The sequence below is a fragment of the uncultured Fibrobacter sp. genome, from assembly GCF_937877005.1.
Lineage (GTDB): Bacteria > Fibrobacterota > Fibrobacteria > Fibrobacterales > Fibrobacteraceae > Fibrobacter.
On sequence record NZ_CALEFV010000308.1, the window covers coordinates 1 to 10,084 of the forward strand.

Annotated in this window: 7 protein-coding genes; 2 read left to right on the forward strand and 5 right to left on the reverse strand. The window is 51.3% G+C overall.

Annotated features, from left to right (window positions below):
• The coding region (locus Q0628_RS13635; RefSeq protein WP_298771873.1) for a hypothetical protein at positions 1-2,621 on the forward strand (2,621 nt) is incomplete at its 5' end.
• A gap of 391 nt (positions 2,622-3,012) precedes the next feature.
• Positions 3,013-4,035 (forward strand): branched-chain amino acid aminotransferase, encoded by a 1,023-nt coding sequence (locus tag Q0628_RS13640; RefSeq protein ID WP_366979163.1) that lies wholly within the window; start codon positions 3,013-3,015, stop codon positions 4,033-4,035.
• Between the two features lie 144 nt (positions 4,036-4,179).
• Here the strand turns inward: Q0628_RS13640 and Q0628_RS13645 are convergent, their stop codons facing one another.
• The 5 genes from Q0628_RS13645 to nadA form a co-directional block, all read right to left on the reverse strand.
• Positions 4,180-6,321: an ATP-dependent RecD-like DNA helicase gene (locus Q0628_RS13645; RefSeq protein ID WP_298771878.1), complete on the reverse strand. Its 2,142-nt coding sequence runs from the start codon at positions 6,319-6,321 to the stop codon at positions 4,180-4,182.
• Positions 6,322-7,857, reverse strand: coding sequence for a carbon starvation CstA family protein (locus Q0628_RS13650; protein WP_298771880.1), 1,536 nt, complete (start codon positions 7,855-7,857; stop codon positions 6,322-6,324).
• 38 nt (positions 7,858-7,895) lie between these two features.
• Positions 7,896-9,101, reverse strand: coding sequence for a DUF6588 family protein (locus Q0628_RS13655; protein ID WP_298771882.1), 1,206 nt, complete (start codon positions 9,099-9,101; stop codon positions 7,896-7,898).
• Positions 9,102-9,126: 25 nt separating this feature from the next.
• Positions 9,127-9,798, reverse strand: a complete 672-nt coding sequence (locus tag Q0628_RS13660) for a hypothetical protein (protein WP_298771884.1) — start codon at positions 9,796-9,798, stop codon at positions 9,127-9,129.
• Between the two features lie 32 nt (positions 9,799-9,830).
• The coding region (gene nadA / locus Q0628_RS13665; RefSeq protein WP_298771886.1) for a quinolinate synthase NadA at positions 9,831-10,084 on the reverse strand (254 nt) is incomplete at its 5' end.

Here is a 10,084-nt window from a genome sequence, read left to right on the forward strand (position 1 = left end):
ACTTCGGTCTTGAAAGTGGTACGGCCAATGTGCGTGGCGCGACCATTTATGTGACTTTGGATAACCCCAATGGCAAGAAGGTCGAGGTCTACCTGTTCAGCAAGAACGAAACGGATCGATACACTTACGGTAACGACTATATCTATAGTCAGCCCTACCTGTCGTCGCAGATGGGTGAAGGTGTCAAGCTGGAAATTCTTGTGGAGAACCTTTCCAATGCCGAAGGTTTCGACCCGGAACATGTTCTAGGTGTTTACGTGAAGACATTCGATGATCCCACCGTGGAAATCAAGACGGTCGAAAGCTCCTGCCCGAATGCGGTGGAAATAACCGGCTGTAACGCAAACTATAGCGGCGGAAAGTGGAACATCGTTGCCGAAATAAAGAACAAGAGCCATACGGACAAGATCGAGGTGGAAGAAACGCATAGCTATATCAGCGATCCGAGCTCGCTGGCTTGCTACTACGATTCGAATAGTCCGGCTTGCGAATTTGATGGCGACAATGCGAAGTTCGGCTGGACGGACAATCCCTATGCTGGGCACGCGGGTGCTGAATATGAATTCAGGATTTCACTAACTAGCAAGGAAAATACGACATCCGAATGTACGACGACGGGCTCGGTGACGGGCATTACGCCGACATGCGGCTCGGTTTCCCAGAATACCATCTTGCAAGGCAAGGGCCTGCCACAGTTCACTTATGGTATATCGAACTGCCCGGATACCCAGTGCGGATACAAGATTACGCTGGTGGGACCGGAAAATGTTGATATCACCAGTGCAAGTAGCGGAAACGTGAATACTACGACGGCAACAGACGTTGCGAATACCAGTACGGCACTTACCGCCGGAGCCTATAAGTTTAAACTGGAAAGCACGAATAATGATAGACCGTTTGAAACCTGCTTCTCAGACGAATTCGCTGTCGAGGAACCGGGCGTGATTACGGCAAGTCCGTGTTCGTTCAACTCCATAGTCAAGGGTGCGTCGACTGCGACGCTGACCATGTCCAACATTGCCAATGTTGTTGAAAATACGAATATAACGATTCATAGCGGTTCGCACACAATCACAAAGACGCTGTCTTCTGGGGCCACGAGCGCTACGTTCAGCGATGTTCCGGCACCAAGTGATGCGAATACCTACACGTACACCATAGACTATACTGTGAACGGGAACACGAAAACAATCTGTTCTGCTACGTTGAATGTTCTGGAAGGGCTGGGATGCTCCGTAAGTACATCTTCGATAACTCTGGGTGAAAACTTCACGTTCACTCCGACATATGGAGGTTCTTGTACTAGCGCAAGCCTTACGGGAAATGGAACGATTTCGGGGAGTGGCTGTGGCGCGAGTTCCTTTACGGTGACGCCGAGTTCTCCTGGGAGTCAGACATACACGTACACCTTCTCGGGTTCTATCGGAAATAATGTGACTTGTCAGCAGACGGTGACAGTGAATCCGCCGGCACCGGAGTTCAGTTGTCCCGACAATTGGAGGGGTGCTGTAGGAAGTAATGTGACGTTTAATCCGGGAAGCAGCCTCAAATATTGCAGTAGTGACTATCCTTGCGTATTGAAGATTGATGGGGTGACAAAGAGTTCCTCATGGACAGGCCCTACTTATGAATGGAAGGACGATGCTGCTACAACTTCTACGAACAAATACACAATATCGTTGAAGAATTCCTATAATGATGCGCCAACAGAAAAGGATTGTAGCATTAAGTATACTTCGGACGGAGTCTCGGCGACATGCAATGTGACGGACAACAATGGCGGATCTGGTTTGTATGAAGGTCAAAAGATACAGTTGCGTGTATCTGATATTTCTGGAATTAATAATAATGTGAACATGGTCTGGACTTTCAATGGTTCAACTAAAACCATCGATTGCGGTACGAGTGGATGCTGGAATAATGAGATTGATGCTCCAACATCAGGAACCTATTCGTACTCTCTATCTTATAATGGAAATCCGGTTTCCGGTTGTTCTGGAAATGTGACTATTGCTCCTGTACTCACATGCTCCGTGACACCGACAACGGTAAATCAGGGTGAATCCTACAAATTTAAGGGTGTTGCTAACGTGAATTGCTGGAGTTGCACTTACACGTGGGATGGTGGCAGCGAAGGCAACCATAACCCGACCGATGAAATAACAAAAACTGCATCGACCACAGGGACAAAGAATTTGACATTGAGTTGCTCTTGCAATAATAACATTACAGGAACATGTACTACTCCGATTACCATAAATGCGACATCTTCTTCGTCTGCTGCAAGTTCTAGCAGTGCGGCAAGCAGCAGTAGTGTTGCAAGTTCTAGCAGTGCTGGTGGCGGAGGAACCCCATTAGCTATAACCAATACTGGCAATAATACGGGTGGCCCGTTGACTACTGGAGACTACTCTGTGACGGCTATAGGGTCCTGTACAAATGTGCGCTTTAATTGTGCTTGGAATAGCTCTAGTACTGGATGCTCTATACAGGTTAATTCGAATAGCGCTACTACGGGAGGACATAACTCGTCTAACAATGTTCTTTCTCCGAAACCAGTTGTTGGAGATGTACTACATGTGGTTGGAACTGCATCCAATATTTGGTGCGCAGGTTGGTAATCTTCTCTAAAGACGCAAAATTTACTTTTCCTGATTAATTGAATTTCCCGAAAGCTGAAAATGGCTTTCGGGGTTTTCTTTTTTATATAAAAAAGAAAATGCGCCTAGTTCATGCCGAGCGCAAACACTTCCTTGAAGTTTTTCGTGTTCAATTACATTCGCAATTTGAAAATTGAAATTGCGTCGGAACTGGATAAAATCAAGACTTTTGTGGCGGTCTGACTAGACGGGACAATGGGGGTGGTCCCCGCCCCATTACATGAGGTCATATTTCTTTAATTTTTCACGATAAAGCAAGCCAAAATCCCCGGCATAATTGTATTTTTCTCTTGGTACCGAATGATACCTTTAAAAATGCACAAACTGCACAAAAGGTTAAATTATGCTTGATTTGAACACTGTCGATTGGAAGACGCTCCCCTTCGGTTATTACGATACCGATTACAATGTCCGCTGCTACTACCGCGATGGCAAGTGGGGCAAGGTTGAGCTGTCTTCTTCCAAGGACATCAGCATCCACATGGCCGCTACTTGCTTGCATTACGGCCAGGAAGGTTTTGAAGGCCTCAAGGCTTACACGGGCAAGGACGGAAAGGTCCGTATCTTCCGCGTTGATGAAAATGCCAAGCGCATGCAGAACACCGCTAACCGCGTGCTCATGGCCGTGCCGCCGGTTGAACTGTTCCGCGAGATGGTCCACACAGTGGTGAAGGCCAACGCCCGCTTTATTCCGCCGTATGGTCACGGTGCAACGCTCTACATCCGTCCGCTCCTCATCGGTACGAGTCCGGAAGTCGGCGTGAAGCCCTCCGACGAATACCTGCTGTTGATGTTCGTGACTCCGGTGGGTCCGTACTTCAAGGACGGTTTCAAGCCCGTGGATATGATGATCAGTCGCAACTTTGACCGCGCCGCTCCTCAGGGCACGGGTACGGTGAAGGTCGGCGGTAACTACGCTGCCAGCTTGCTTTCCCTCGCCGAAGCCAAGAAGCTCGGCTACTCCAGCACGATTTATCTGGACGCGAAGGAAAAGAAGTACATCGACGAATGCGGTCCGGCAAACTTCTTCGGCATCAAGGGCAAGACCTACGTGACCCCGAAGTCCGAATCCATTCTGCCGTCGATTACGAACAAGAGCCTGCAGCAGCTTGCTGAACACCTCGGCTACACCGTGGAACGCCGCCAGGTTCCGTTCGAAGAACTCGCTGAATTCTCCGAAACCGCCGAATGCGGTACCGCCGCCGTGATTACCCCGATCAAGAAGATTGTGGATCCGGTTGCCGGCAAGGAATTCACCTACGGTGACGGCGTGAATCCGGGCCCGGTCTGCACGGAACTCTTCACGAAGTACACTGCTATCCAGTTCGGTGAAGCGGAAGACCCGTTCGGCTGGACTGAAGTGGTGGAACTGTAATTAGACGGTAAAAATCGAATACGTCATTGCGAGGGGCGTGTAGCCCCGAAGCAATCCAAGAATTTTCCCGTGGCGTTTGCTGCGGGATTTTTTTGTGGAAATGGATTGCTTCACCCCTATTCGTGGTTCGCAATGACGTAAATGTTATTGCAACCGTTCCTTGAGGCGCGTGTAGCGGCGGGTGCTGCGGTTGTTGCGGACGGCCTGGTGGAAGGCTCCGGGGGCAGAGAGAATCCACACGTGGCCTTTCGCGCGAGTAATGGCGGTGTAGATTAAGTTGCGCTGCAGCATCACGTAGTGGCTGGAGTCGAGAATCACGATGACGGCGGGGTATTCGCTGCCCTGGCTCTTGTGGATGGTGCAGGCGTAAGCGAGTTGCAACTCGTCAAGTTCATCGTCTTCGTAACTTACGAGCTTGTCGTCGAAGAACACGGTTATCTTGCGTTTTTCTTTGTTGATGCTGTAGACGATTCCGACGTCGCCGTTAAAGACGTTCTTGTCGTAGTTGTTCTTGATTTGCATGACGCGGTCGCCGTTACTCCATTCGATGCCGACCATCTTGTGACGCGGAACGCCTGGATTCAGGAGGTCCTGCAGGAAAGGGTTCAGCTCGATAATGCCGAGCGGGCCTTTGCGCATGGGAACAAGAATCTGCAAATCGCTTTTGAGGTCGATGTCGATTTTGCTACGGACGCCGCTTGCGATGAGGTGCTTCAGGTGATCCTTGGCTTCTTCGGGCGTTTCGAAGGGTACGAAATGAAAATTTGGGCCTTCGATGGGCGACGGCGTAATGCCCCGGTTGATTTTTGCGGACTTGTCGGCGATGTCGTTGTCGCCAGATTGCCTAAAGATGTGCTGCAGGCGTACGCTTGGAATGCGTGGACATTGAAGCAGGTCGTTCAAAACATTGCCGGGGCCGACACTCGGAAGCTGGTCTGCATCGCCGACGAATACGATTCGCGCGGTCCCTGGAACGGCCTGCAACAGAGATGCGGCGAGCCAGGTGTCCACCATGCTGAATTCATCGACAATGAGCAGGTTGCAGTCGAGCTGGTTCGCTTCATTTCTGTTGAATTTCCGGGTGACGGGATCGACTTCCAAAAGACGGTGGATGGTGTATGCCTTTTCGCCGCAGCATTCGCCCATGCGCTTTGCGGCGCGGCCTGTGGGGGCGGCAAGCAAAATGTTTTCGCCCATCTTGCGGGCCAGGTGAATGATTCCCTTGAGAATCGTGGTCTTGCCGGTACCAGGACCGCCGGTGATGATGCAGATCTTGTGCGCGGTGGCAAGTCGAATGGCTTCGCGTTGCACGGGATCGAAACTGAACTTGTGTTCGCGTTCCCAGTCCACGAGCTCGCGCTCGAAGCCGTAGGTGGGCAACTCGTTTTCGTTGAGTCTGCGCTTGATGATTTCGGCAATGTTCTGTTCCGCGTTGTCGAGTGGCGGGAAAAAGCAGTCATCGCCATGCTGTCTGATGCGGCCTGATGCGCAAATGCGCTTGAACTGTTCCAGCAGATTCTGAATCGCGTCGTCATCGGTGACGTCGATTCGCAGGTTCTTGAGGGTTCGGCCGATTAAATCATTGCTTGGCAAGTAGCAGTGTCCGTCTGAAAGTGAAGCCTCTTGCAGCGAGTAAAGAATCGCCTCTTGCAGACGCATGGGGCTGTCTTTCGGAATGCCCACCTTCATCGCGATTTCGTCGGCTTTCAGAAATCCGATACCCCATATTTCTTCGCAGAGAATGTAAGGGTTCTCGCGGATTTTACTGACGGTATCTTGCCCGAATTTCATCCACAGCTTTTTTGCGATGGAGCCTGTGATGTCGTGATTGTACAGGAACAACAAGGTTTCGCGGCTATGGCGGTTTTCCTGCCATCGGGCTAGGAATTCTTCTACCTTCTTGGTCGAAAGCCCCTTGATTTTCTTGGCACGGAAACGGTCGGGTTCGTAGTCCAAAATGTCCTGCAGTTCTTCACCGAAGGTGTCTACGATGGTCTGTGCTGTTTTGGGGCCTATCCCTGGGAAAAGTCCACTGCCGAGGTAAGTGGCAAAGTTCTTGTTTCCGTTCTCGACGATTTCGAAATGCTTTGCCTGGAATTGCTCGCCGAATTTAGGGTGGCGTCCCCAGTCGCCTTCGAAACGCAGGTTTTCGCCTACGGAAAGTTCAGGGAGGGTGCCCGTAACGACCACTACCTTCTTGGTGCTACTATCAATAAGCCGCAGCACGGTGAAGCCGTTCTGCGGACTATGAAAGGTAATGGACTTGACGGAACCTTCGAGAACCATTTATTGAGCTTTGGGGACCTTGCCTTCGTCCAGTTCGGGGTTCCAGCGGTCAGGATCGAAACCTTCCATCTTGGTGAGCGTCTTGCCCCTAGTGCAAAGCAGGAATCCGAGAATGACGGCGTCGTGCAGGGCAATCACGAGGGCGGTCTTGTAGTCGAGACCGAAACCGAGAGGGGCGCCCTTCAGGTTTTCGGGGCTCACCCAAAGAATATAGTCGCAAGTAATGAAGGTCATGAACATGCACGGAATGAGTGCAATCCAGAAGTTCTTCTTTTTGCTGCGCAGGTAAACCGTGGCCACGCAAAGGCTGCACACGGCCATGAGCTGGTTACTCCAGCTAAAGTAATTCCACAGGATGTTGAATCCTTCGGGGTTCAGATTGCTCCAGAAGATGATGATGGCGCAAATGGCGAACATAGGCACAGTAAGAAGCAGACGGTTGCGAATGGAGGTCTGTTCCATGCCGGTGAGTTCTGCAATCGTGAGGCGTAGGCTTCTAAGGCTCGTGTCGCCGCTGGTGATAGCAAGGACAATCACGCCCACGACAACGAGAATCGAAATCGGAGCCCAGGGAATCACGGTGGAAACGAGGACGCTCAAGACCTTGACGCCCGAAGCGCCAGTCAGGAGTTCCGGCATCTGGTGGTAAATGAACATGCCGCCGGCGGCCCAAACCATACCGATCAGGCCTTCGATAATCATCATGCCGTAGAACGTCTGACGGCCTGTTCTTTCGGTGACTTCGGTGCGGGCGACAAGCGGGCTCTGCGTGCTGTGGAAACCGCTAATGATACCGCAGGCAATGGTCACGAAGAGCATCGGGATAATCGGCTGGCCAGCCGGATGCTTGTGGAAGTTGCTCATGATGTCGTTAAAGCAGAATTCGTCGAGAACGTTCAGGTTCGGGACGATTCCCACGAAAATCGCGAGAGAGGCAAGAATCAGGAGTGCACCGAAAATCGGATAGATGCGACCGATAATTTTATCGATGGGGAAGAAGGTGCTTGCAAAGTAGTAGGCGAAAATGCAGGCGACCGCGACCCAGAACAAGGTGGGCGACACGGCAGAGCCCGCAAGAATTGGCGTGTTAATCAAAGCGGCAGGCGTGTTGGTGAAGACGGCGCCCACCAAAATCAGGGCGACCGAGATAAGCGTCATCACGACCTTGGCAGGACCCTTGCCCAGGAACTTGCGGGAAAGTGCCGGCACGTTGTAGCCGTTGTTGCGCATGCTGACCATGCCGCTAAAATAGTCGTGAACAGCTCCGCCGAGCACGTTTCCGATAGGCAGCAGAATGAACACGATGGCGCCGAACTTGATACCCAAAATCACGCCAATCACAGGGCCGATGCCTGCAATGTTCAAAAGCTGAATGAGCATGTTTTTCCAGTGGGGAAGTACCACGCGGTCAACGCCATCTGGGTTTTCGAGGGCGGGAGTCTTGCGGTCGTCGGGGCCGAAGACATGTTCAACGAATTTTCCGTAAGTAAAGTATCCGCCGATAAGAATCGCGATACCGATCAGGAATGTAATCATGTTATGCCTTCTTTGTTTGAATTAAAAGTAGGATGTTTTTATTCTTCGTTAAAAGGGTCTTCGGTAGAGGTTTCTTCGGAGAAAGCCTCGTCTGCGGCGGTGGCTTCCTCAGTTTCTTCCGGCTGCTCGTCGGGGGTGTCTGCGGGAGTCTCATTAGACTGCTCGTTGCTTTCCGTTGCGGGTTCGGCCTTCTTTGCGCCGCGGACATATCCTTTTTCCTTGGCGATTTCGTCGGGAGTCTTGTCTTCGCCGAACTGCTGCCTGAAATAGAGCACATTGGTCGTGAAGCTGCTCTTGCCGGCGTAATCGAAACCGACGACTGGATGGAACGATTTGCCGAGCTGGAAGGCGACGGCGAGTCCGAAGCGGAATCCGTTGTTTCCCTTGACGGTGATATCGGGGTCGATGGTGGCTCCGTATTCTGCCGTGGGCTGGCCATATTCCTTAGCAACGCAGAGCAGGTGTCCCGAAGACTTCATTTCGGCGCTCTGGTAGCCGAGCGACATCATGACTTCGACAAAACTGACTGGCTTATAGCCGATGACCATAGAGAAGTTTACTGTGGAAACATCGAGCTCAAGCTCGCCTTCGTAATCTTCGGGCCGGTATCCGATGCCGCTCGTGTTGTAGCCAAAGACGAGGCTTACGTCAAGCGGTTGTGCTGCCGGCGGCAACATGTATTGGAACAAATGCCCGAAACTATACTGCAGACCGAAACCGAACAAGTTGAATTTGCGCAGTTCGCTAATGGCGGGGAGGAACATGCCGCGAAGAACGATTCGTGCGTGGTAGAAACCGGCTCCTAGCTGGATGTATGGATAGGTGAATACGCCCAGGCCGTTTAAGGTCTTGTTACCGTAGATTCGTCCGTCGTATTCTTCGAGGTTGGCGTGGTCGCCAAAAATGGTCGGCGTCTCAAAGCTGTATGTTTCGCCCATATATTCGGTCGATTCCGTATAGTTGCGGTCGTCACTACCAATGGGGATAATCGAGAACGGAAGACCGGCCTCGAATGTGAAGCTTTGCGGAACCGAGGCGCTTACAAACCAGTTGCTGTTGAGAACGTTGCCTAGGTTGTCAATGATGGGCTTGACATAACCGGGACGGTTTGCGAAGGGGTTTGACGTATTGTCGCTTTGAAAAGCGGAAAGGGATTCGTAGGTCGAGGCCCAACCGTCTTCGTCCATGCCGAAAATGGCACTTGTTCCCAAAATAAATGTAGTGATAATGGCGAGTTTTTTCATACGTCGCCAAAGATAGAATTTTCTATTAGAACTGGTATTGTATTGAGACCGACGCTAGGACGAATGTCTGCCATAAATAGGGGTCCAGGTCGTTATTGTCGACGCGGGAACAATGAACGTTTCTGAACCAGTTCTCATAAACCTTGATGGCGGGCACCATGGCGACATTTTCTGTAATGTAGTAATGGATATTTGTGATGAAGGCAACTGCGGAACCCATGAATTCGGCATCGTAGACATCCGAGCCGAAGAGGGCAGCATTTTTGGACTTTACGCTGGAGTAGGAATAGCCTGCGCCTAGACCGATTTGGAAAAAGTCGGGGTAGAAAAGATTGTATGTAAACTCGAAGCCGGCTCGCCAGATTCGGGTGTCCTGCTTGTAGGACTCGTCGGGAAATCCAGCGAGAGTCTGTTCTGCCGTCCAGTACTGAAAATTGAGTGCGAGCGAGAATGCTCCGATGTTGACGCCGATGGCGAAATCCGGTGTTGCGACGAATTCTAGTGCGGGCGGGTGGATGTAGCCCTTGACGCCTGCGGAGTCCTTGCCCGAAACGGCTTTCTCGTTGAAGTCGCCTTTCGAAACCTGGGCGCCGAAACCTGCGCTAAAGAAGTAGGTGCGAGGCCAGTAGTATTCGTCGGCGAGAGAGAAACTGGATAACAAACAAAGTAACAAAACGACGAACCTTATTTTACTCATGGCACTTTTCTCCTGGCCAGAAATTCTTCCAATTACTTGCTTGCATAATAGAACATCGCGTCGATGCACTTCTTGGCGGCAACGCGCACGCTTTCGTCAAGTTCTACATGCTGGGCCTTTTCCGGATGACGGAGCGTTTCCAGAATATTCTCGAGAGAATTCGACTTCATGTACTTGCACATGCTGCAGCTGCCGATAAAGGTCTTGTTCGGAAATTCGTACTGCATGCGTGCGTTCAGGCCGCATTCGGTGAGAAGCAGGAACGGCGTGCCTTCGGGCTGTTCCT

Coding starts and splice junctions, on each gene's coding strand:
- Q0628_RS13650 (WP_298771880.1), bottom strand. CDS start 7,857: ATGATTACATTCCTGATCGGTATCGCGATTCTTATCGGCGGATACTTT.
- Q0628_RS13655 (WP_298771882.1), bottom strand. CDS start 9,101: ATGAAAAAACTCGCCATTATCACTACATTTATTTTGGGAACAAGTGCC.
- Q0628_RS13660 (WP_298771884.1), bottom strand. CDS start 9,798: ATGAGTAAAATAAGGTTCGTCGTTTTGTTACTTTGTTTGTTATCCAGT.
- Q0628_RS13645 (WP_298771878.1), bottom strand. CDS start 6,321: ATGGTTCTCGAAGGTTCCGTCAAGTCCATTACCTTTCATAGTCCGCAG.